The following is a 20,606-nucleotide window of genomic DNA, read 5'->3' on the forward strand; positions in this document are numbered from 1 at the left end:
TTGGTTGCGCCGGCGTCCCGCCCTGTAAGCACAACGCCGCCGTCCCATCCAATGGTTCACTGGGCGGATTCGGCGGCGGCGCAACGCTTCCAGCTTAGCGCCATCGAGCCCGATAGTGCCCGTTTGCGACCGCTTGTTGAGGCATGGCGAAAACATTGCCCGGGTCCGGCGCGCCGACGCGGGCCCGCCCGCATTGCACCCCGGCCCATTTCTACACGACGTAAAAGGGTATGCTAGAGGGTGATTGTCCTTATTACCCCCGTAGAACTGAGTAAATGTCTGTGAAGACCGTGTCCGTTGACTCCGCAACGAGGGCCCGCGCAGCTCGCCAGCCGAACGAATCGGCCGGCGAATTCGTCTCGCGAAAAGCCAAGGCCTATCTGGCCCTGACCAAGCCACGTGTGGTTGAACTGCTGCTCGTGACCACGTTGCCGACCATGATGTTCGCCGAGCGCGGTTTCCCCTCGATTTCGCTGGTGCTGGCCACGCTGCTTGGCGGTGCCATGGCGGCCGGGGCGTCCGGCTCCTTCAACTGCTACATCGACCGCGACATGGACAAGGTGATGCAGCGCACCAAGGGGCGCCCGCTGGTCACCGGAGAGGTCACCCCGCGCGAGGCGTTGGTCTTCTCCTATGTCCTGGCCATCGCGTCGCTGGCGGTGCTCTGGTTCGGCACCAACCCGCTGACCACGGCCCTGGGCCTAGCCGCGATCCTCTTCTACGTGGTGCTGTACACGCTGATCCTCAAGCGCCGCACCGCGCAGAACATTGTCTGGGGCGGGATCGCCGGCTGCATGCCGGTGCTCATTGCCTGGGCCGCGGTGACCAACAAGGTCGAATGGCCCGCGATCATCCTGTTCCTGATCATCTTCCTGTGGACCCCGCCGCACTACTGGCCGCTGTCGATGAAGTACGCGGACGACTACAACGCGGCCCATGTGCCGATGCTCGGTGCCATCTCCACGGCCCGACGCGTCTCGGTGCAGGTTGTGCTGTACGCCTGGGCCACGCTGGTGTGCTCGCTGCTGCTGGTCCCGATGGGCTATGCCGGCATCGTCTACACCGTCATCGCCGGCGTTTCCGGCCTCTGGTTCGTCTACGAGTGCCACGTGCTCTACCGCGAGGCGCAGCGCGACCACGAGCCGGCGGACATGAACAAGAAGGCCATGAAGGTCTTCCACATCTCCATCACCTACCTGACGCTGGTCTTCGTGGCACTGGCCATCGACCCGTTCGTGGGCGGCCCGCTCTTCGGCTGACCACGCCACGTCCTCTTCGCAAGCGGCCCTTCGGTTCAATCCGAGGGGCCGCTTTGTTGTCGGTGGCCGGTCGTACCGGGGAGCGCACACGGGCCGGGAGCGCTCAGCGGACCATGCGGATCTCGTTGCCAGCGCCCTCGTAGCCACTGGGTTTCCGGGATCCGTCGGGAACGAATCCGTTGCGGGTGTAAAAGGCCGCGGCGCGCGCGTTCGCCTCGAGCACCCACAGGCTCGCCGGCTCCTTGCCGAGGACCGCATCGAGCAACCCCTGGCCCGCCCCGGAGCCGTGTGCCGAAGCCAGCAGGTAGATGAACCACAATTGCCTGGCCCGCGGGGCGGGGGTGTCCTGGCTCGCGCCGGCCCCGGCCAGGCCGACGAGCCGGCCGTCCCGCTCGGCCACCGCAAAGCGGTCGCCGGGCCGCGGGTCCGTGCAGATCGACCGCCACATCCGGATCCGGCCGGCGCGCGCTTCCTCGCCCCAGGCGGAGGCGGGGAAAACCCCGGCATAGGTTTCGGCCCAGGTCTCCAGGTGGAGTTCGGCCAGCGCTGCGGCGTCCCCGGGGCGCGGGGCGCGGATGAGGGTCGGTGTCATCGAAGCAACTTTACCGGCCCGGGGCCGCGGCACCGCTGGTAGTCTTTCGAACCATGCGGACATGGGACAACGGACTGCTTTCGGTCCGGCAATCGGGGCTCGTCCGGGCGTGGCTCGGGGCGCCGGTGCTGCTGGCGGATGTGTCGTGGGGCCAGCTCGACACCAAGGTGCTGCATGTCCGGGCGGGAAGCCGCGAGGTCATCGTCAAGGGTGCCGGGGGAGCGAACCACCACATCGGACGCGAGCTCACCGCGCACCGTGGACACACCGGCCGGCTGGTCGCCGCCGGGCTGGCCGGGGAACTGCTACATGGGTGCCGGGAGGCGGGCATCATGGTCCTGGAATACCAGCCCGGGGTGTTGGTCGAGGGCACCGCGGCAGAGTACTCCCCGGACATCCACGAACAGGCCGGTGCCGCGCTTCGGCTGCTGCACGGCACCGGGGGCCGCCGGGACGAGGACCACGAGGCCGGCGCCACGGCGCGCGCGCTGCGGTGGCTCGACGCGCGGCACCTGGTCGATGCGGCCACCGAGCGGGCGGCCCGCCGCCGGCTCGCCGAGCACGGCGTCCACCCGGTCACGGTGGTGCCCACGCACGGGGACTGGCAGCCGCGGAACTGGCTCAGCGAGAACGGCAAGCTGCGCGTCATCGACTTCGGCCGTTTCGCGTTCCGACCCGCCGCCACCGACCTGTGCCGGCTGGCCGTGCAGCAGTGGGACACGCATCCGGAACTGGAGGCCGCGTTCCTGGCCGGCTACGGCGCCGACCCCCGGGAGGCGGGCTGCTGGGCCGTCGAGTTGCTGCGCGAGGCCATCGGCACCGCGGTGTGGGCGCACGCGGTAGGCGATGCGCCATTCGAGGCGCAGGGCCACCGGATGCTGAAAGAGGCCCTGGCACGCTTCTAGCGTGACCGGGCCTCTTTCGGGATTGCCGGTGTTCGGTCCAGGTCAGAGGGGGAACTTCGCGGTGGTGCGGTCCCAGACGTTGACGGCCGCGGCGGCCAGCAGCGAGGCACCGAGCATGTGCAGCAGCACCAGGAGGATCGGCAGCCCGGTGAAGTGCTGGACGTAGCCGATGATGCCCTGCAGCACCACCACGCCGGCCATCAGCCACAAGGGGGTGCGCAGCTTCGCGTCGGAGTCGTGGCGCAGTGCCAGCACCAGGGCGGCAACGGTGGCGATCACCAGCAGGTAGACCGGGACCACGTGGATGCGGGTGACGATGTACGGGTCGAACATGTGGCGCGGGGCGTCCGCGTCGCCGGCGTGCGGGCCGGTGCCGGTGACGATCGTGCCCAGCACCAGGGCCAGGACGGAGGTGGTGAAGATGGTCCAGGCCAGGAAGCGCTGGGTGGAGCCGGCCGGTTCGCCCAGCGAGGTGGCCCCGCGGCGCAATGCGCCGGTGCGGTTCACCAGCAGTGTCGCGGCCATGACCAGGGCCGCGGAGACCAGGAAGTGCAGGGACACTACCCATGGGTTCAGCTTGGACCAGACGGTGATGCCGCCGATGAGTGCCTGGGCCGGGATGACCGCAAGCAGCGCGATCGACAGGCGGTAGATGGTCTTGTGTTCCGTGCGCATGCGCCAGATCGACACGATCATCGCCACCGCGATGGCCGCCAGGATGAAGGTGAGCAGGCGGTTGCCGAACTCGATGAGCCCGTGGATGCCCATTTCGGCAACCGGGGTCATGGACCCGGGCATGCAGTTGGGCCATTGCGAGCAGCCCAGCCCCGACTTGGTCAGGCGGACGGCGCCGCCGGTGATGATGATGCCGATCTGGGAGGCGAGGGAGGCGATGGCCAGGCGGTGCACCGTGTTGTTCACGGTGGTGGGCAACTTGTCCGTCCAACTGTTGGTGGCGGGGGAGGTGGTGCTCATGGTGTTGTGCTCCAGGATTCTAGTTCCATTTGAACCAGCGGGTTGCGGCGAAACCGGCAATGATTGTCCATGCCAGCAGGATGAGGATCCCGGAGACCGACCCGGTTCCGGTGATCAGGGCGGCCCTGAGGGAATCGCCCAGGGCGGCCGAGGGCAGCAGGTCGACGATCGGCTGCAGGTAGGCCGGGGCGCGGGTGCTGGGGAACAGGATACCCCCGACGGCGGCCAGCAGCACCCAGGCCAGGTTGGTGATGGCCAGCGTGGCTTCGGGGCGCACGGTCCCGGCGACCAGCAGGCCGAGGGCCGTGAACGCCGCCGCGCCGAGCACCAGAAGCGCAAGGGCCCAGCCGATGCCGGCGGGCGCCGGCCGCCACCCGAGCAGCAGGGCGGAGCCGCCGATGACCACGACCTGGAGGAACAGGACCACCAGGACCGCCATGACCTTGCCGTAGATCAGGCCGGCACGGCCCAGTGGGGTCGTCGACAGGAAGCGCAGCACCCCGTAGCGGCGGTCGAATCCGGTGGCGATGCCCTGCCCGGTGAACGCGGTGGAGACCACGCACAGCGCCAGCACTCCGGGGGCGGCGGCGTCGATGGGGTTGGCGGCGACGTCCTTGAGCAGGTCGGTGAAGACCAGTCCGAAGAGGGCCATCAGCGGCAGCACCACGGCGACGACGAGCTGCTCGCCGTTGCTGATCATGCCCAGGGTCTCGTAGCGGCCCTGCAGCAGGATGCGCCGCAGTGTTCCCTGCGCGTTGGCGGCCGCCGAGGCGGCCTGCGTACTAGTTGGCATTGTTTCCCTTGTCGGCGATCTCCAGGAACACGTCTTCAAGCGTGCGCGGCTGCATGGTCAGCGCGTGGGGCAGGACGCCCTCGCGGGTCCACCACGTGGTCAGTTCGGCCAGGTCCCCGGGGGAGCGGACCCCGTCGAGGCGGTAGTGCCCGGGGGAGGCCTCGGCGAGGGTGAGGTGCTCCGGCAGCGCGGGCAGCATCATGGCCGCCCGGGCGGTGAAGGTCACGGCCTGGGCCGGGGTTTCGTGCGCGGCGTGCGCGGTGAGCTCCGAGACGGTTCCCTGGGCCACATTGCGCCCGTCGTCGATGATGTAGACGTAGTCGGAAAGCTTCTGCGCGTCTTCCATGAGGTGGGTGGTCAGCACGATGCACATGCCGGCCTCGCGCAGTTCGCCGATCAGCTCGAAGACGACCTGGCGCGATTGCGGATCCAATCCGGCGCTGGGTTCGTCGAGGAACACCACGTCAGGGTTTCCCGCCAGGGCGGAGGCCAGTGCCACGCGTTGCTTCTGGCCGCCGGAGAGCCGGCGGATGGAGGTGGTGGCGAACTCGTTGATGCCCAGGCGCTCGATGAGGGCATCGAGGTCGGCGGGCCGCCGGTAGAACGAGGCGACGTGGCGCAGCAGCGGGATCGGGCGCAGCGAGGGCGGCAACCCGCCGTCCTGCAGCATGACCCCCACGCGCGAGCGCAGCGCGGGGCTGGCGCCGTAGGGATCCTCGCCGAGCAGGCGGACGGTGCCGCCGTTGGGGCGCAGCAGGCCCTGGGCGCACGCCAGGGTCGTTGACTTCCCCGCGCCGTTGGATCCCAGGATGGTGGTCACGCTGCCCGCGTCGGCCTTGAGGCTGATGCCGTACAGCACCCGCATCATGCGGCCATCCAGGGCGGGGACGGGACCGAAATCTTTGAGCAAGTCCTCAATCACGAGACTTGTAGACACATTGGACACCCGGTTATTCTATGTCAGGTAGAAGACACTGGGGCCGCGATGTGGCCCCGGTCTCTTTGTCCGCGGTCTTTCCTCCGGCTGGGTTCCACCCGCGGCGAAGTAAGCAGTGCCTTACTAGACGGATGAACTGGATTAGAGCATGCTTGTGTTGTGTATTCATCGAAAACCGACGTGCCGGCCGGCGACGCCCCGGCACGCATCGTTCCCGCGACAGGGGAAGCCGAAGAACGCACCCGCGACCGAGTCCTGTATTCCGTTTTGGAGGATGGCCCGGTCAGCGCCGCCGAATTGGGCGAGCGCTTGGGCTTTACCCCTGCAGCCGTTCGTCGCCACCTTGATGCGCTCTCCAAGCAAGGGCTCGTCGAGGTCAAGCTCGTGGCCAACCAGCGCACCGGCGCCGGTCGGCCCTCACGCCGCTATGTGCTTTCGCACCGCGGCCAAACCAAGATGGGCAACGACTATCTTGACATCGCCACGGAGGCGCTGACCGAACTCGGTCGTGCCGCCGGCCCCGATGCGGTCAAGGCCTTTGCCGCCCGCCGCTTCGGCGAGATGGAACGGCGCTACCGCCCCGTCATGGCCGGCATCGACGGACTCGAGGAGCGCGCCGAGGCGTTGAGCGAAGCGCTCAGCGCGGACGGCTTCGTTGCCTCCACCCGCAAGGTCGGCGCAGATTCGCCGACCGCGACCATGCTCAGCGTCCAGCTGTGCCAGGGGCACTGCCCCATCCAAGAATTGGCCCGGGAATTCCCCGTCTTTTGCGAGATGGAAACCCAGACCTTTTCCCGCCTGCTGGGTGTCGATGTGCGAAGGCTCTCGACTCTTGCCAGCGGCGGGCATGTGTGTACGACCCACATACCCGTGGGTCGCAACCAAACTCCTCAGCGAGCTGAGAAGAGAACTCGAATCAAGATCACGAAGCAGGAGAGGCCGCGATGACGGATCAGATTGCACAGGAGTCCACTGACGCCGGCGTGATTACCGAGATCCTGGAGAAGAACCCAGAACTCCATGGAATTGGTAATTACGAATACGGATGGAGTGACAAGAACGATGCGGGTGCCAATGCACGCCGCGGCATCAACGAGGACGTTGTCCGCAACATCTCGGAGCTCAAGAGTGAGCCCCAGTGGATGTTGGACATGCGCCTCAAGGGCCTGAAGTACTTCGATCGCAAGCCCATGCCCACCTGGGGTGCAGACCTCTCGGGCATCGACTTCGACAACATCAAGTACTTCGTGCGTTCCACCGAGAAGCAGGCCACCAGCTGGGAGGACCTGCCCGAGGACATCAAGAACACGTACGACAAGCTCGGCATCCCCGAGGCCGAAAAGCAGCGCCTGGTTTCCGGTGTCGCCGCCCAGTACGAGTCCGAGGTCGTCTACCACCAGCTGCGTGAAGACCTTGAGAAGCAGGGTGTGATCTTCCTCGACACGGACACCGCGTTGAAGGAACACGAAGACATCTTCAAGGAGTACTTCGGCACCATCATCCCGGTGGGCGACAACAAGTTCGCCTCGCTGAACACCGCGACCTGGTCCGGCGGCTCCTTCGTCTACGTCCCCAAGGGCGTCCACGTGGAGATCCCGCTGCAGGCATACTTCCGCATCAACACGGAAAACATGGGCCAGTTCGAGCGCACCCTCATCATTGCCGATGAGGATTCCTACGTGCACTACATCGAGGGTTGCACCGCCCCGATCTACACCTCGGACTCCCTGCACTCCGCAGTCGTCGAGATCATCGTGAAGAAGGGCGCCCGCGTCCGCTACACCACGATCCAGAACTGGTCGAACAACGTGTACAACCTGGTGACCAAGCGCGCCGTCTGCGAAGAGGGCGCCACCATGGAGTGGGTCGATGGCAACATCGGTTCCAAGGTCACCATGAAGTACCCGGCCGTCTACCTGGTCGGCGAGCACGCCAAGGGCGAGACCCTGTCGATCGCCTTCGCCGGTGCCGGACAGCACCAGGACACCGGGTCCAAGATGGTCCACATCGCCCCGAACACCTCCTCGAAGATCGTCTCGAAGTCGGTGGCCCGCAACGGCGGCCGCGCCGCCTACCGTGGCCTGGTCCAGGTCCGCGAGGGCGCCAAGGGTGCACGCAACTCGGTCGAGTGCGATGCGTTGCTGGTCGACCAGATCTCGCGGTCTGACACCTACCCGTACATCGACGTCCGCGAGGACGACGTGACCATGGGCCACGAGGCCACCGTTTCACGCGTGTCCGAGGAGCAGCTCTTCTACCTGATGAGCCGCGGCATGACCGAAGAGGAAGCCATGGGCATGATCGTGCGCGGCTTCGTCGAGCCGATCGCCCGCGAGCTTCCGATGGAATACGCCATGGAACTGAACCGCCTCATTGAACTGCAGATGGAAGGATCCGTCGGTTAATCATGACTGATACCGCAACTCACTTAACGGGCGAAAAGGCCCGCATCGGTGCGCCGAGCATTTCCGGTTTCACCGAAGAGGGCGAAAACCTTTCGCCGTTGAACGCAGCCGAAGTGTCCTCCCCGATTGGCGGTGACGCCGTCAAGGCGCACAGCCACGGCGGCGGCGCGGGAATCCCCGATTCCTCGCGTGCCGGTCGCAAGACCAGCTACAACGTCGAGGACTTCCCGGTGCTGACCGGTCGTGAAGAGGACTTCCGCTTCACGCCGCTCAAGCGCATGGGCGGCCTGCACAAGAACGAGCTGACCGGGGTTGCCCCCGCGTTGACCGTCGAAGGCGCCAACGTCTCCACGCTGGAAACCGTTGCCATGACCGACGCACGCGTCGGTTCGGCCGGCATCCCGGAGGACCGCATCTCGGCCAACGCCTGGAAGCATGCAGCCGAGGCCAAGATCGTCACGATCCCGGCGAACTCCACCGGCGAACAGGTCACCTTGACCTACACCGGAACCTCGCTCGAGGCCGCGGCCAGCCACATGGTGGTCATCGCCGAAGCCAACTCCGAGTCCGTGGTGGTCATTGACCACGTCGGGTCCGCGGTGCTGGCCCAGAACATCGAATTCGATATCCGCCAAGGCGCCAAGCTGACCGTGATCTCGCTGCAGGCCTGGGCCGAGGACGCCATCCACGCATCCTCCCACCTGGCCAAGGTCGGCAAGGACGCGCACCTGAAGCACATCGCCGTCACCTACGGCGGAAACTTGGTGCGCATGACCCCGTCGGCGCACTTCGATGGCGAAGGCGGAGAGGTGGAGCTCTTCGGACTCTACTTCGCGGATGCCGGACAGCACCTGGAACACCGCCTGTTCGTGGACCACGCGACCGAGAACTGCAAGTCCAACGTGTTGTACAAGGGTGCCCTGCAGGGCAAGGACGCGCACACCGTGTGGGTCGGCGACGTGCTGATCCGCAAGGAAGCCAAGGGGACCAACTCCTACGAGGCGAACCGCAACCTGGTGCTCACCGAAGGCGCACGCGCCGACTCGGTGCCGAACCTGGAAATCGAGACCGGCCTGATTGACGGTGCCGGACACGCCTCGACCACCGGACGCTTCGACGACGAGCACCTCTTCTACCTGATGAGCCGCGGCATCGACGAGAAGACCGCACGCCGCCTGGTGGTGCGTGGCTTCCTGAACGAAATCGTGCAGCAGATCCGGGTTCCGGAGATCGAGGAACGCCTGGCCGAGACGATCGAGCGCGAGCTCGCCGCCACGGACAGCTAATTCAGGCTTTCCCCCCACCAACACCTAAAACTTCGTCGATTCACATCGACTTCACGGAAAGAGAACGGACTCAAGGCATGTCTACTCTGGAAATCAAGGACCTGCACGTCTCCATCGAGACCGAGCAGGGCAACAAGGAAATCCTCAAGGGCGTTTCCCTGGTCATCAAGACCGGCGAAACCCACGCCATCATGGGCCCCAACGGCTCGGGCAAGTCCACGCTGGCCTCGACCATCGCCGGGCACCCGCGCTACACCGTCACCTCCGGCTCGATCACCCTCGACGGTGCCGATGTCCTGGAGATGAGCGTTGACGAGCGTGCACGCGCCGGCATGTTCCTGGCCATGCAGTACCCGGTCGAGGTTCCGGGCGTTTCGATGACCAACTTCCTGCGCACCGCCAAGACCGCCATTGACGGGGTTGCCCCGAAGCTGCGGACCTGGACCAAGGACGTCAAGACGGCCATGGAAGCGCTGAAGATCGATGCCGAGTTCGCCTCGCGCAACGTCAACGAGGGCTTCTCGGGCGGCGAGAAGAAGCGTGTGGAGATCCTGCAGCTGGAACTCTTCAAGCCGAAGTTCGCCATCCTGGACGAAACCGACTCCGGCCTGGACGTCGACGCCCTGAAGGTCGTCTCCGAGGGCGTCAACCGCGCCCAGGAGCAGAACGAGATGGGCACGCTGCTCATCACGCACTACACCCGCATCTTGCGCTACATCAAGCCCGACTTCGTGCACGTCTTCGTTGACGGCAAGATCGCCGAGCAGGGTGGCGCAGAGCTTGCAGACCGCCTCGAGGAAGAGGGCTACGACCGCTTCCTGAACGTTCCGGCCTAGTCATGAGCGTATCCAACGAGACGACCAGCGGGTCCGCCGAGACTGCACTGGAGGACGTCGAAGAGGCGCTCAAGGACGTAATCGACCCCGAGCTCGGTGTCAACATCGTCGACTTGGGCCTGCTCTACGGGCTGAAGTACGCCGATGACGGCGCACTGCTCATCGACATGACCCTTACCACCGCGGCCTGCCCTTTGACCGACGTCATCGAGGAGCAGGTCGGCCAGGCACTGGAATCGGTCGTTGATTCCTACCGCCTGAACTGGGTCTGGATGCCGCCATGGGGTCCCGAGCGGATCACCGACGACGGACGCGACCAGATGCGGGCCCTGGGCTTCAACATCTAGTCCGCACGGACGAACACCACGCGAGGTGCGTTTCCCCTTTCCGGGGAAACGCACCTCGCGTGTTTTTTGGGTCCTGCCCCCGCGGGGGTGCCTACGCGCCGGGCTTGTCCAGGTTGCGCGCCGAGAGGGTGTCGCATTGGTTGATGTCCCCGGTGGCGTAGCCCTGCAGGAACCAGGCCTGGCGCTGGGCCGAGGAACCGTGGGTCCAGACCTGGGGGTTCACACGCCCGGAGGCGGCTTCCTGGATGCGGTCGTCACCCACCGCAGAGGCGGCCGACAGCGCGGACTGCAGGTCGGCCCGGCGGATCGGCTGCATGAAGGTGTTGCCCTCGGCATCCTTCGTGGTGGCGGCGTGGGCCGCCCACATGCCGGCGAAGCAGTCGGCCTGCAGTTCCACGCGCACCGAGCCGGAGGTGGCCCCGGTGCCGCCCTGCTGGGAGGCGGCGAGGGTGCCGATGGTGTTTTGGATGTGGTGCCCGTATTCGTGTGCCACCACGTACTCCTCGGCCAGCGGCCCGCCGTCGGCGCCGTAGTTGGTGCTCAGTTCGGCGAAGAACCCGGTGTCGAAGTAGGCGACGCGGTCCCCGGGGCAGTAGAACGGTCCCACGGCGCTGCTGGCCGTTCCGCAGGCGGTGTCCACCTGCCCGTCAAAGAGCTGCACGCCCGGCCGTTCCACCGCCACGTTGTATTGCGGGAGGTATTCGAGCCAAAAGCTGTCCAGCGACTGGGTGGTGGCCAGGATCCGGCAGTCGGTGCGCGCGTTGGCATCGGCCCCGGTCTTGCAGCCCTCGAGGGCCGAGGGCCCCTGCTGCGTGGTTCCCTGCCCGGTGCCCGGGTCTGAACCGATGCCCAGTTGGGCGAGCATGTCGGGGTTGATGCCGAGCAGCGCGGCGATCAGCACCATGATGATCCCGCCGCCTCCGGCGGCGATCTTCCCTCCGCGGCCGCGGCCGCGCGAGTCCCTGATGCGTCCGGAGTCAAGTTTCGCGTCGTCGTTGAAGCTCATGGTTCATACAATACGGGCGCCGGAGGGTTTTGGGCGGCGTGTCGCATGCCGGGCACGGAATTGCGATGGGATGCGCCCGGATTCCCGTGGCGGATCAGTGCCGTGGATGCGGCGGGCGCACAAGTGCGTCGGCCATGGACCGGGCCACGTAGCGGGCAAAGCGCTCGGTGCTCCAGCCGCGCTGGAGCACCAGCAGTTCGTAGAGTTCCGGTGAGCTGTGCAGCCACATGACGTCGACCGCCTCGTCGAATCCCACATCCTCGCGGAGATACCCGCGCTCCTGCAGGAAGCGGGCGTTGTGTTCCATCCGTTGTAGGCGCTCGGCGTTGGTTCGCCTTTGGAGCTCGGCCATGTTTGCGTCGCTGGCCGCGGCGGAGCGCACCAGCAGCAGGATCGGGGTCAGGGATTCGGCGACCTCCGCGGTGAGCTCTCCCCAGGCGCGCATCAGGGACTGCGCGTCGGCGGCGCTCGTGCGCATGGCATCGGAGCGGTCGAAGGCGGCCACCGAGCCGCTGCCTCGCAGCCCGCGTTCGTAGATGGCCCGCACCAGCCCGGGCTTGCCCCCGAAAGACTTGTAGATGGTCTCGACCGAGACCCGTGCGTCGGCGGCGATCCGCGCGATGGTGGTGCCCGGGTATCCGCGGGCCAGAAGCAGCTTCTGCGCAGCGTCGAGGGTCGCATCCCGGGTCTTTTGCGCGGCCGCGCGCCGGGAGGAGGAATCGTATCCGCGGGAGCTCTTGACTGTGGGCATTTTTAGTTCCATACTTCGTATTGGTTACACCGAACTGTATCAAATTGGAGTTACCATGGTCGACCCTCCAGTATCTTCCCCCGAGGCGTTGCTGGCCCGTCTGGTGGACGCCGTCAACGCCCACGACCTTGACGCCCTCGTGGCCTGCTTCGCCCCCGGCTACCTTAACGAGACGCCCGCCCACCCCGCCCGCGGCTTCACCGGGGCCGGGCAGGTCCGAAGCAACTGGCAGCGGATGTTCACCGGGATCCCGGACCTGAAAGCCCGGGTCCTCGACCAATCCATCGACGGCGGGAGCGCCTGGACGGAGTGGGAGATCGGGGGCACCCGCCTCGACGGTGCACCGGTGCTGATGCGCGGGGTCATGATCTTCACCGTCAGTGACGGACTGCTGGCCGGCGTGCGGTTCTACCTGGAGCCGGTGGATGAAAACGGCGACGATGTCAACGCCGCCATCGAGGAAACAACGGGTGTCGCAGCAACGGCGCCGGAGAGGGATTTGTCATGATTCTGGTCATCGGAGCCACCGGGCAGCTCGGTGGGCTCATTGCGCGGCGGCTTTTGCTCCGCGGAGAAGCGGTGCGGGTGTTGGTGCGCGACCCGGCCGCGCCCGCGGCCCGCGCCTTGGTGAAAGCCGGCGCCGATCCCGTTCCCGGGGACCTGACGGACCCCGCGTCCCTGCGGGCAGCCTGCGAATCGGTCCAGGGGATCGTCACCACCGCGAACTCGATGTCCCGCGGCGGGCCGGACACCATCGACTCGGTCGATCGACACGGCAATGCGAACCTCATCGACGCCGCGACCGGAGCGGGCGTGGGTCGCTTCGTGTTCATCTCCGCGCTCGGCGCCGATCCGCACCATCCGATGCCGCTGTTGCAGGCCAAGGGCGAGACCGAAGTGCGCCTGGGGCAAAGCACCCTGGACTGGACCGTCCTGCAACCGGACACCTACATGGACATGCTGCCGATGGCGGTGATCGGCGCCCCGGCACTGTCCGGCGGAACCGTCACGCTGGTGGGAGAGGGCCGGCGGCGGCACTCGATCATCGCCATGAAGGACGTCGCCGACTATGCGGTTGCGGCGTTGCACAGCGATGGCGCCATCGGGAAGGTGCTGCAGCTCGGCGGTCCCGAGGCGGTGTCGTGGCGCGATGTCCTCAAGGCCTTCGAGCGGCATCTCGGGCGGAAAATCCCGGTTGGCTTTGTCGCGCCCGGGCAGCCCATTGACTCGATGCCCGAGATGCTTGCCGGGCTGCTCGCCGCGCTGGAGACCTACGATTCCCCGCTGGATTCCAGCGGGCTGGCCCGGCGGTACTCGGTGGTACCGACATCGCTTGATGACTTCGTGCACGGCGTCGTCGAGGCGGCGGGAGAGAGTGAACGGGCGCGAACGGCCTGATCCCGCGGGCGGGAACCGAGTGCGTGGTTGCCGGGCCGTGGCTAGTTGCGCTCCATGATGCCGCGGGCCGCCAGCGCGTCGGCGGTGCGCTGGGCGTAGGCCACGGTGTTGATGACCACCGGTGCGGCCAGCGTCGCGGGGTTGCGGCCGATGCCGCGCGCCTTGGCGGCGTCTGAAAGCTCCTGCACCGAGGTGGCGATCGCCGGGATGCTGCGCAGCATCAGCGCCACGGCCAGGGCGACGGTGGCAGGGTTCCCGCCGAGCAGCCGCACCGGGGCCGCCGCGCGCTCCAGCCCGTCGAGCAGGGCCGCCTGGGTGGTGGTCAGCAGCACCAGGCGCCCGCACTGGATGACCGCGAGCATCCCGGACACCAGGGTCAGGGCGAAAAGCGGGGAGTTGATGATCGACTGGTGGATCCCCAGGATCGCGAAGATCCACCACAGCTGGCGCAGCGGGGCGGCCCAGGCGCGCAGCACCCGGGGTCCGGCCAGGGCGAAGAGGCCCGTGCCCAGCGCGAGCGCGCCCAGGCCCACGGCGGGGATGCGCCAGATGAGCACCGCGGCCCCGACGGCCAGCACCACCAGGTACTTGGCGGCCAGCGGGGCGCGGTGCACGATGCTGGTCCCGGGCAGGTAGTGGCCCAGCAGCATCTGGTGCGCGGCGCTCACGAGGCCGGGCTTCCCTGCCGGACCAGCCGGCGGTAGGCTGCCACGGCCTCGGGGGCCGGGCCGTCGAAGGCGATCTTCCCGCCGGCGACCAGCAGCGCGCGGTCGGCGGCCGCGGCGAAGTCCAGGTCGTGGGTCGCGTAGATGACCTGCTGGTCCAGGGCGCCCAGCGTCGCCTGGAGCAGTTCGTTGTTGGCCAAATCCAGCAGCGTGGTCGGCTCGTCGGCCACCAGGATGTCCTGTCCGGCGGCCAGCACGCTGCACAGCGCCACCAGCTGCCGCTCGCCCCCGGAGAGGTCGTAGATGCTGCGCTGGGCCAGGTGGTCCAGGCCCAGCGCTGCCAGCGCGCGAAGGGCGGCGGCGGCCCGGGCGCCGCGGTCCCTGTGGCTGGCCTTGAGCGAGAGCTCGACGTCCTCGGAGACGATGGGCATCACCAGCTGCGAGAGCGGGTCGGTGAACAGGAAGCCCACGCGTTGGCGCACGGACTTGGCCTGGCGCACGGTGTCGAAGCCGTGGACCGCGACCGAACCTGTCGAGGGGGACACCAGCCCGTTGAGCATGCGCAGCAGCGTGGATTTTCCCGACCCGTTGGCGCCGATCACGGCGATGCGCCGCTCGGCCAGTTCCAGGGTGCACGGTTCCAGGACGGTGCGCCCCTGCCGGGTCGGGTCGTCGGCGGGCAGGATCAGCCCGGCATTGTTGAATCGGATCACGCTTAACGGTATTCCCTGCTGGTGTCGTGGATCGAATCCGGCTGCGGCCGGAGCTAGGCCTGGAAGCGGCGGGCCGCGAAGGCGGGGAAGGCCTTGAAGACGCTGACGGCGATGGCCGCGGCCAGCAGGTTCTTCACCACGTCCCCCGGCCAGTAGGCCATGTCCAGGACGAAGGCCTGGCCCAGCGGGATCTGCGCGTTCAGGCTCATGCCCAGGATGCCCAGCGGGTGCACGACGAGGATCGAGCCGGCCAGCCCGGCCAGGAACAGCCAGGCGAAGCGGCGCCTGCGGGCGACCTTGCGCAGCACCAGCGTGGCCAGTGCGCCGGTCACCAGGGCGGCGACGGGGAAGGAAAGCAGGTAGCCGGCGCTCGGGGAGGCCAGCGAGCCCAGGCCGCCGGAAAACTTGGCGAAGATCGGCACCCCGGCCAGCCCCACCACCAGGTAGAGGGCGACGGCCGAGCCGCCGCGCTTGGAGCCCAGGATCATGGCGGTGAGTGCCACGCCCATGGTCTGCAGCGTGATCGGCACGCCCAGTGCGCCCACCGGAACGGCCGGGACCAGGGTGAGCACCGCGATGAGCGCGGCGAAGACGGAGACCAGGGCGAGGTCGCGGGCCCCGATCCGGGCGGGGGACTGCGCCTCGAGGCGCGGGCCGGTGGTGCTCATGTCTGGGTGTTCCTGTCGGTTCGTGAAGTTGGCGGCGTCGTGGACGGGCCGCGCGGGTGCGTTATCGAAAACAATACTTGAACACCGTTCAAAAGTCTTGGCCACCATGCCCGGGGGCCTGGTCACCGGCCGCGGGCCGCGTCACAAACCGTCACTGCAGCATCGAGGTCAGCCGGGCGAGGTTGTCCAGCGCCCGCTCGCGCAACGGCCGGGCAAGCCACGGCCCGAGCTCAAGCTCCCGCGAGTTTTCGCGGTACCTGTCCTCCACCCGGAGCAGGTCCGCCAGCAGTTCCGGTCCGTGCAGCAGCACCGAGATCTCCATGTTCAACGAGAACGAACGCATGTCCATGTTCGAGGACCCGATGACGGCGACCTCGTCGTCGATGGAGAAGTGCTTGGCGTGCAGCACCTTCGGCGCGCGGTACAGGTAGATCCGCACCCCCGCCCGCAGCAGCACCTCGTAGTAGGAACGCTGCGCGTGATAGACCATCGCCTGGTCTCCGATCTCCGAGACGAACAGCTCCACCGGCACCCCGCGCGCGGCGGTGGTGAGTATCGCCAGCAGGATCGACTCGTCCGGCACGAAGTAGGGGCTGGTGATGGAGACCCGCTTGGTGGCCTGGTGGATCATCATGGTGAAGAGCTTGAGGCTGTTGTCGTTCTCGAAGCTCGGCCCGCTGGGCAGCACCTGCGCGTCGATGAGCTCGGTGGCGCCCTCCAGCTCGATGGCGGTGGTGTCCAGGACCAGCAGCTGGCCGGTCTCCGAGTACCAGTCGGTGATGAACACCGCGTCGAGCTCGCGCACCGCCGGGCCCTCGATGCGCATCATCAGCTCGTGCCAGGACAGGCCGCGCCGGATGTTCTTGGCCTTGTGGTAGCGCGGCTCGATCAGGTTCATCGACCCGGTGAAGCCCGTGGAGGAATCGACGACCAGGATCTTGCGGTGGTTGCGCAAATCCGGGCGCTGCCACTGCCCGCGCCAGGGGCGCAGCGGCAGCATGTGGTGCACCTGCGCGCCGATGGATTCCAGGAACGCGGTGGTTTCCCTCCGCCGCGGGTACATCAGCGAGGCCAGGTGGTCCAGCAGCACCCTGACCTCGACCCCGCGCCCGCGCGCCCGGGCCAGGGCCTCGAAGAAGGGCGCCGTCGCCTCGTCGTGCACCCCGATGTAGAACTGCACGTGCACCCGGTGCCGGGCCGCATCGATGGCCAGGGCCATCTGCGCGATCGTTCCGGCATAGTCGTCGTTGAGCGTGATCTTGTTCCCGCCCACCATCGGCAGCGCGCCCAGGGCCTTGTTCAGCGCGGTGGCCGGGGCCAGCCAGGCGGGCCAGTCCGGTTCGTGGCTGGTCAGCCAGGGGCCGCGCGTGCGCTCGAAGATCAGATCGTTGACCTCGCGTTGCTTGGCCCGGCGGTGTGCCGGCAGGCGGCCGAAGCCGACGAGCAGGAATGCGGCCGCGCCCAGGAAGGGGACGAACACGATCGCCATGACCCAGGCGATGGCCTCGGCCGGCTTGCGGTTGCGCGAGACCAGGATCGTCGCCAACAGGCCCAGGGCAACGTGCCCGGCTCCCAGAGCCAGTGCCCAGATGTCAAGATCGCTCATGTGCCCTTTCGCAAGCCGCGGGTCCGGCGCACATCGCCGGGTTGTCACTGCCGACTCTAGGCGATGCTCCCCCGACCGGCGGCCTTTGGCGCGGCAGGGGTGGAAGAAGGCAGAATGGAGTGATGGACACGGGAGAAAACGCGGCGCAGGACCTCAGCGTGGGCCAGGTGGCGGCCCGCTCCGGTGTCGCGGTCTCGGCACTGCACTACTACGAGCGGGAGGGACTGATCTCCTCCTGGCGCACCACCGGGAACCAACGCAGGTTCGACCGCGGCGTGCTGCGGCGCGTTGCAGTGATCCGCGCGGCCCAGCGCGCCGGCATCCCGCTGCGCTCCATTGCCGAAATCTTTGCCGGGCTTCCGGCCGACGGGACCCCGCGCAAGGAGGACTGGCAGGCGGTCTCCGCGGCCTGGCGCGAGGACCTGCAGGAGCGGATCCACCAGTTGCAGTCGTTGCGCGACGGACTCGGCGGATGCATCGGCTGCGGCTGCCTGTCGCTGGCCGAATGCGGATTCGTGAACCCCAACGACAAGCTGGCCGACGACCGCGGCGGTGCCCTGTTGTTCCGGGACGACACCGAATTTGACCTCAACCAAGGTTGAGGTTCTAGCGTGGGGAGCAAAGGACAGCCCGCGGCACCGCCACGGGCCTCGTGATGAGAGGAACCTCCACCCGCCGTGCAGACCCAATTTCCGGCCGCCACCGTTGCGGAGCAATTTCGCCTTGCCTTCGGCAACCATCCCGCCGGCGTTGCCGTCGTGACCGCGGCCGGATCCCGCGGACCGGTCGGCATCACCGCCTCCTCGCTGATCTCCGTGTCGGCCGACCCCGCCTACCTGGCCTTCAACATCGCCCGCAGCTCCGGCGCCGCCGCGGCCATCCTGGGGTCCGGAACCATCGTGGTGCACCTGCTCACCGACCGCAACGCCGATGTCGCGGCGCTGTTCGCCGGTCCCGGGGAGGAACGCTTCGCGAGGCTGGCGGGGTGGGAACACCTGCCCACCGGCGAACCGCTGATCCACGGACTCGGAGTGGCCATGCGCTGCGAGATCGAGTCGCGGGTCCCCGCCGGCCCGGCAACCGTCGTGGTCGCCTCGGTCCTCGAGGTCATCGGCGGGCAATCCATGGCGGCGCCATTGGTCTACCACCGGCGCGGCTACCACAGCATCGGTGAGCACTCACGCCTCACCGCTTGACCGGCTCCCGGAAAACCGGGCACCGGATCCCTGAACCACGAAAATGAGGAGTCATTTTGGCTATATATACCTTGCCCGAGCTGCAGTACGACTACGCGGCCCTGGAGCCGAACATCTCGGCGCGGATCATGGAGCTGCACCACTCGAAGCACCACGCGGCCTATGTGGCCGGGGCGAACGCGGCCCTGGAGCAGTTGGCCGAGGCGCGGGAGAAGGGCGAGTTCGGGAATGTGCCGAAGTTGTCCAAGGACCTGGCGTTCCACCTGGGCGGGCACACCAACCACTCGATCTTCTGGAACAACCTGTCCCCGGAGGGCGGGGACAAGCCCGAGGGGGAGCTGGCCGCGGCGATCGACGACGCCTTTGGCTCGTTTGACGCGTTCCGTGCGCATTTCACGGCGGCGGCGATGAGCCTGCAGGGCTCGGGTTGGGCGTTGCTGGGCTTTGAGGGSCTCGGTGGCCAGYTGGTCATCGAGCAGCTGTACGACCAGCAGGGCAACGTGCCGGTGGCGACGACCCCGTTGTTGATGCTGGACATGTGGGAGCACGCGTTCTACCTGGATTACGTGAATGTGAAGGCCGACTACGTGAAGGCGTTCTGGAACATCGTGAACTGGGCCGATGTCTCGGCGCGTTTCGAGGCTGCCCGCAAGGGTGCCGCGGCGCTGATCGTCCCGGGCAAATAACAAAACCCGAAAAACACGCTGGGGCGGGTGTCGGCTCGGTCTGGAACCGAGTCGATACCCGCCCCTTTTCCGCGCTGTTGCCGGATCGCACCGCGGAGTGGCGCCGCGGCGGATCAGAAGCGCGACGAGGATCCGGAGCCGGAGAAACTGCCGCCGCTGGAGCCGTATCCGGTGCTGCCGCCCGAGGACGAGCTGGCGCTGCGGCTTTCCTGCACGCTGGAAATCCCGGAGTTGTAGCCGGCGCTGAACCCCACGACAGACCAGAACCTGTTGGCCGGGTACACAGTGCCCAGAATGCTGTGGTTCGAGGAATAGCTGGAACCGCGGGCCTCGGGGGTGCGCATGGCCGCCCGCATCAGCTTCTCTTCTTCCTTGTCCTTCGCAAACTTCGCGATCACCGCCTCCGAGTACTCCTTGAGCAACCCGGTAAGCTGCTCGCGGGCTTCGGCGATCTTGTCCAGGGCTTCCTCGGGGCCGATTTGCCTGGCCTGCAGGGCAGCACCCCACTTTTCCATGTCGGCGGCTGTCATGGACTTGAAGCGGCCCAGGGCAATGGCCGAGGGTGCCTCGGGTGCGGCATGCTTGCCGATCACCAAAGAGTCGATTTCGGCCAGATCCTCGCGCAACGGGGCGAGCTGGCGTTCCCACGCAGCGGCCCAGCCCGATCCCAGATTCAGGAGCATGTTCGTGTCGGCGATCACGTCGTCCAGGCGGTCCAGGTCGGTCGCCTTGGCCGCGTACTTCTCCATGAACAGCGCGGTTTCCTTGCGTACGTGCGACTTCGGGTCCATGCCGTTGGCCTTGTTGCCCTGCGCGGCGAGCTCGTTGTAGGCGGCCATGAATCCGCGGTATTTTTCCAGCACGAGGCTGCCGTAGCGCGAGCTGTCGTTGATCGTCTTGGCGTTCAACTCGGTGGCCTCGAGGTCTAGGCTGACGTTCGAGTAGCTGGCGTTGCCGATGTCCAGGGCCTTCAGGGAGCGGTTCCGGTAGGTCCTGCGCACATACAGTGTGCTGCCCAGGCTGATGCCGCCGACCACCAAGATGCCGCCGCTCCAAGCGTAAAGCTTGGGGGACTTGTACCAGGGGCGGTTCATCAATTGTGCGGCACGCTCGACCCCGGCGATGGTCCCGTCGGTCCACTGGGCCTCCCGGTACAGGTCCTTGGTGGCGTTCTGGATGTCATCGCGTTGGGCGGGGGAGACCTTCCGGTCCTCGCCGAAGTACGTGCCCACCTGCCGGCCGGTGGGATCCAGCGCAAAGACGAACAGCGAGTCGGCCCACTTTTGCCCATCCGCGCTCAACCACTCGGGGTGCTTCTGGCGTGCGAAGCGCAGCACTTCCTCGTTGAGGTTGTCGTTGTACTCGCCGTCCCGCGTGTAGATGGCAACCTTGGTCGGCTCGTTGAACGAGATCTTTTTGAGGGCCGGGACCAGTGTGTTCAGATCCAGCGTTCCGGCGGCGTCCTCGATGACGATGTCCGTTGCCGGTGCGGCGAGTGCCGCCGGGGCACCGCCGACCAGCAGCAGGGCACCCAGGGCCAGGATGGACAGAAGCTTTCGCATGCGTATGCCGTTCGTCGATT

Annotated in this window: 23 protein-coding genes; 12 read left to right on the forward strand and 11 right to left on the reverse strand. The window is 67.2% G+C overall.

Going from position 1 to position 20,606, the window contains the following annotated elements:
* Positions 1 to 275 precede the first annotated feature (275 nt).
* A complete protein-coding gene (locus BLJ79_RS20970; protein ID WP_071216760.1) occupies positions 276 to 1,259 on the forward strand; it encodes a heme o synthase in 984 nt (327 codons plus the stop codon).
* 103 nt (positions 1,260 to 1,362) lie between these two features.
* Here BLJ79_RS20970 and BLJ79_RS20975 read toward each other — a convergent pair whose 3' ends face one another.
* Positions 1,363 to 1,851, reverse strand: a complete 489-nt coding sequence (locus BLJ79_RS20975; protein WP_071216761.1) for a GNAT family N-acetyltransferase — start codon at positions 1,849 to 1,851, stop codon at positions 1,363 to 1,365.
* On the opposite strand from BLJ79_RS20975, the gene BLJ79_RS20980 reads away from it, so the two are divergent.
* A complete protein-coding gene (locus tag BLJ79_RS20980; RefSeq protein WP_286135812.1) occupies positions 1,845 to 2,756 on the forward strand; it encodes an aminoglycoside phosphotransferase family protein in 912 nt (303 codons plus the stop codon). The genes BLJ79_RS20975 and BLJ79_RS20980 overlap by 7 nt on opposite strands.
* 42 nt (positions 2,757 to 2,798) lie before the next feature.
* Here BLJ79_RS20980 and BLJ79_RS20985 read toward each other — a convergent pair whose 3' ends face one another.
* Genes BLJ79_RS20985 through BLJ79_RS20995 form a run of 3 tightly spaced genes read right to left on the reverse strand, consistent with a single transcriptional unit; the run spans position 2,799 to position 5,392 of the window.
* Positions 2,799 to 3,731 (reverse strand): COX15/CtaA family protein, encoded by a 933-nt coding sequence (locus tag BLJ79_RS20985; protein WP_071216763.1) that lies wholly within the window; start codon positions 3,729 to 3,731, stop codon positions 2,799 to 2,801.
* Positions 3,732 to 3,750: 19 nt separating this feature from the next.
* Positions 3,751 to 4,524, reverse strand: coding sequence for an ABC transporter permease (locus BLJ79_RS20990; RefSeq protein ID WP_071216764.1), 774 nt, complete (start codon positions 4,522 to 4,524; stop codon positions 3,751 to 3,753).
* On the reverse strand, positions 4,514 to 5,392 hold the full coding sequence (locus BLJ79_RS20995) for an ABC transporter ATP-binding protein (RefSeq protein ID WP_083411530.1): 879 nt from the start codon (positions 5,390 to 5,392) through the stop codon (positions 4,514 to 4,516). Before BLJ79_RS20995 ends, BLJ79_RS20990 begins: the two co-directional genes overlap by 11 nt.
* A gap of 228 nt (positions 5,393 to 5,620) precedes the next feature.
* Here BLJ79_RS20995 and BLJ79_RS21000 point away from each other — a divergent pair, with 228 nt between their 5' ends.
* From BLJ79_RS21000 to BLJ79_RS21020, 5 genes are all read left to right on the forward strand, one after another.
* Entirely contained in the window at positions 5,621 to 6,409 is a 789-nt protein-coding gene (locus BLJ79_RS21000) for a helix-turn-helix transcriptional regulator (RefSeq protein WP_071216766.1), read from the forward strand.
* Positions 6,406 to 7,866: a Fe-S cluster assembly protein SufB gene (gene sufB / locus BLJ79_RS21005; protein WP_071216767.1), complete on the forward strand. Its 1,461-nt coding sequence runs from the start codon at positions 6,406 to 6,408 to the stop codon at positions 7,864 to 7,866. The genes BLJ79_RS21000 and sufB overlap by 4 nt, the downstream gene beginning before the upstream one ends.
* 2 nt (positions 7,867 to 7,868) lie before the next feature.
* Positions 7,869 to 9,152, forward strand: coding sequence for a Fe-S cluster assembly protein SufD (gene sufD / locus BLJ79_RS21010; RefSeq protein ID WP_071216768.1), 1,284 nt, complete (start codon positions 7,869 to 7,871; stop codon positions 9,150 to 9,152).
* A 77-nt stretch (positions 9,153 to 9,229) separates the two neighbouring features.
* A complete protein-coding gene (sufC, locus tag BLJ79_RS21015) occupies positions 9,230 to 9,988 on the forward strand; it encodes a Fe-S cluster assembly ATPase SufC (protein ID WP_071216769.1) in 759 nt (252 codons plus the stop codon).
* A 2-nt stretch (positions 9,989 to 9,990) separates the two neighbouring features.
* Positions 9,991 to 10,335, forward strand: a complete 345-nt coding sequence (locus BLJ79_RS21020; RefSeq protein WP_071216770.1) for a metal-sulfur cluster assembly factor — start codon at positions 9,991 to 9,993, stop codon at positions 10,333 to 10,335.
* 91 nt (positions 10,336 to 10,426) lie between these two features.
* Here the strand turns inward: BLJ79_RS21020 and ypfJ are convergent, their stop codons facing one another.
* Together ypfJ and BLJ79_RS21030 are read right to left on the reverse strand one after the other, a co-directional pair.
* Positions 10,427 to 11,341, reverse strand: coding sequence for a KPN_02809 family neutral zinc metallopeptidase (ypfJ, locus tag BLJ79_RS21025; RefSeq protein ID WP_071216771.1), 915 nt, complete (start codon positions 11,339 to 11,341; stop codon positions 10,427 to 10,429).
* Between the two features lie 94 nt (positions 11,342 to 11,435).
* A complete protein-coding gene (locus BLJ79_RS21030; RefSeq protein WP_175475559.1) occupies positions 11,436 to 12,092 on the reverse strand; it encodes a TetR/AcrR family transcriptional regulator in 657 nt (218 codons plus the stop codon).
* A gap of 55 nt (positions 12,093 to 12,147) precedes the next feature.
* On the opposite strand from BLJ79_RS21030, the gene BLJ79_RS21035 reads away from it, so the two are divergent.
* Both BLJ79_RS21035 and BLJ79_RS21040 read left to right on the forward strand, forming a co-directional pair.
* The gene (locus BLJ79_RS21035; RefSeq protein ID WP_071216773.1) at positions 12,148 to 12,600 is read left to right on the forward strand and encodes a nuclear transport factor 2 family protein; all 453 of its coding nucleotides are present in this window, start codon (positions 12,148 to 12,150) and stop codon (positions 12,598 to 12,600) included.
* The gene (locus BLJ79_RS21040) at positions 12,597 to 13,490 is read left to right on the forward strand and encodes an SDR family oxidoreductase (protein ID WP_071216774.1); all 894 of its coding nucleotides are present in this window, start codon (positions 12,597 to 12,599) and stop codon (positions 13,488 to 13,490) included. Before BLJ79_RS21035 ends, BLJ79_RS21040 begins: the two co-directional genes overlap by 4 nt.
* Positions 13,491 to 13,531: 41 nt before the next feature.
* Here BLJ79_RS21040 and BLJ79_RS21045 read toward each other — a convergent pair whose 3' ends face one another.
* The 4 genes from BLJ79_RS21045 to cls form a co-directional block, all read right to left on the reverse strand.
* Positions 13,532 to 14,158: an energy-coupling factor transporter transmembrane component T family protein gene (locus BLJ79_RS21045; protein ID WP_083411531.1), complete on the reverse strand. Its 627-nt coding sequence runs from the start codon at positions 14,156 to 14,158 to the stop codon at positions 13,532 to 13,534.
* On the reverse strand, positions 14,155 to 14,868 hold the full coding sequence (locus BLJ79_RS21050) for an energy-coupling factor ABC transporter ATP-binding protein (RefSeq protein ID WP_083411532.1): 714 nt from the start codon (positions 14,866 to 14,868) through the stop codon (positions 14,155 to 14,157). The genes BLJ79_RS21045 and BLJ79_RS21050 overlap by 4 nt, the downstream gene beginning before the upstream one ends.
* A 53-nt stretch (positions 14,869 to 14,921) precedes the next feature.
* Entirely contained in the window at positions 14,922 to 15,536 is a 615-nt protein-coding gene (locus BLJ79_RS21055; protein WP_071216776.1) for a biotin transporter BioY, read from the reverse strand.
* A gap of 151 nt (positions 15,537 to 15,687) precedes the next feature.
* A complete protein-coding gene (gene cls / locus BLJ79_RS21060; RefSeq protein WP_071216777.1) occupies positions 15,688 to 17,142 on the reverse strand; it encodes a cardiolipin synthase in 1,455 nt (484 codons plus the stop codon).
* A gap of 122 nt (positions 17,143 to 17,264) precedes the next feature.
* Here cls and soxR point away from each other — a divergent pair, with 122 nt between their 5' ends.
* The 3 genes from soxR to BLJ79_RS21075 all read left to right on the forward strand — a co-directional run bounded on the left by soxR (position 17,265) and on the right by BLJ79_RS21075 (position 19,024).
* Complete coding sequence (gene soxR / locus BLJ79_RS21065) at positions 17,265 to 17,744, forward strand: redox-sensitive transcriptional activator SoxR (protein WP_071216778.1); 480 nt, start codon at positions 17,265 to 17,267, stop codon at positions 17,742 to 17,744.
* Between the two features lie 75 nt (positions 17,745 to 17,819).
* A complete protein-coding gene (locus BLJ79_RS21070) occupies positions 17,820 to 18,338 on the forward strand; it encodes a flavin reductase family protein (protein ID WP_071216779.1) in 519 nt (172 codons plus the stop codon).
* 56 nt (positions 18,339 to 18,394) lie between these two features.
* Complete coding sequence (locus BLJ79_RS21075) at positions 18,395 to 19,024, forward strand: superoxide dismutase (protein WP_071216780.1); 630 nt, start codon at positions 18,395 to 18,397, stop codon at positions 19,022 to 19,024.
* A 113-nt stretch (positions 19,025 to 19,137) separates the two neighbouring features.
* Here the strand turns inward: BLJ79_RS21075 and BLJ79_RS21080 are convergent, their stop codons facing one another.
* Positions 19,138 to 20,586, reverse strand: coding sequence for a DUF5129 domain-containing protein (locus tag BLJ79_RS21080; RefSeq protein ID WP_071216781.1), 1,449 nt, complete (start codon positions 20,584 to 20,586; stop codon positions 19,138 to 19,140).
* Between the last annotated feature and the right edge of the window lie 20 nt (positions 20,587 to 20,606).

It is taken from the genome of Arthrobacter sp. UCD-GKA, assembly GCF_001863355.1.
Lineage (GTDB): Bacteria > Actinomycetota > Actinomycetes > Actinomycetales > Micrococcaceae > Paeniglutamicibacter.